At 65.7% G+C, this 1,508-nt stretch carries 1 protein-coding gene; it reads right to left on the bottom strand.

Features of this window, described 5'->3' with window-relative positions:
* Nucleotides 1–1,508: PKD domain-containing protein (locus tag AC097L_RS23980; protein ID WP_479589238.1), on the bottom strand; the 1,508-nt coding region annotated here is incomplete at both ends.

Consider the following 1,508-nt stretch of genomic DNA (forward strand, 5'->3'; position numbering starts at 1 on the left):
ATAGGTGTGGGTGAAGCTGCCTGCTGCTGCCGTCCACTGGGCCGGGGTGAAGCTGCTGGTGAGGCCGTCGCCCCAGGCGATGGTATAGCCGGTGCGGGTGTCGGCACCGGGTTCGGTGATGGCACCCACGCTCAGGGTGTAGACGCTTGCCTCGTTCACGGTGCTGGCACCACTGACCACCGCCACCGGGGCTACGTTGTCCACGGTGACCTGGAAGCTGTCGGTGGAGTCTTCGCCGGTGATGTCGGGCACCGTGACGGTTGCTGTGCGGGTGGCGGTGCCGTCGGCGTACAGGTGGCTCAGATTGATGCTGTTGACCAGGGTGGTGCCGGTCACCGCTGCGCTGCCGTCGCCGTAGTTGATGCTGTAGCTCCAACCTGCCGCGTCGTTGTCGGTGCCGTCGGTGAAGGCGATGGTGCGGCTGAAGGTGGCCCCTTCATTGAGTGCCGTGTCCGCACCGGCTTCCACGCTGACGGTGGCCGGTGGCGTGCCCACGGTCACGGCGACCGAAGCCACGTTGGTGTAGGTGCCGTCTTCGTCGGTCAGTGACACCTGCACGGTGCGTGGCCCTGCGGTGGCAAAGCTGTGGGTCACATTGCCACCGGTGGTCACCACCTGGGCTGCACTGCCGTCGCCCCAGTTGATGCTGTAGCTGCTGACCGTGTCGGTGCCGGGGTCGGTGACGGCCCCCAGGTTCAGGGTGTAGGTCTGGCCGGTCTCGATGGTGGCTGCGCCCGTGACCGCGATGGTGGGGGCCACGTTGTTCACGTTGACCACCTTGGTGCTGGTGGTGATGCCCCCGTCGCCGTCGTTGGCCGTCACGCTGATGGTGCGGGGCGTGCTGTTGACGGCTCCGTCCTGGTCGTCGAGGAAGGTGTGGGTCACATTGCCGGACAAGGCCAGCAACTGCGCGGCGGTGAGGGTCTGCACCGCACTGCCATCGTTCCAGTCGATGCTGTAGCTCAGCGGGTCGGCGGCTCCAGCCACGTCGCTGCCGACGATGTTCAGGCTGTAGCTTGCACCTTCATTTGTGCTTGCAGCGCCCGTCAATTGGGCGGTAGGTGCTACGTTATTAATAGTTACAGCCTGGGTGCCAAGTACAAACGTGCCGTCTTCATCGGTAGCACTTACCGTGATGGTGGCCGCCGCGTTGTCGGCATAGGTGTGGGTGAAGCTGCCTGCTGCTGCCGTCCACTGGGCCGGGGTGAAGCTGCTGGTGAGGCCGTCGCCCCAGGCGATGGTGTAGCCGGTGCGGGTGTCGGTGCCGGGTTCGGTGACCGGGCCAACCGTCAAGGTGTAGACGCTGGCCTCATTGACCGTGGCGGCTCCGCTGACGGCGGCCAGGGGGGCGACGTTGTTCACGTTGACCACCTTGGTGGCGGTGGTGGTGCCACCGTCGCCGTCATTGGCCGTCACGCTGATGGTGCGTGGGGTGCTGTTGACGGCCCCATCCTGGTCGTCGGCAAAGGTGTGGATCACGTTACCCGACAGCGCAGCCAGTTGTGCTG

It is taken from the genome of Rhodoferax sp. RT5P35, from assembly GCF_056521385.1.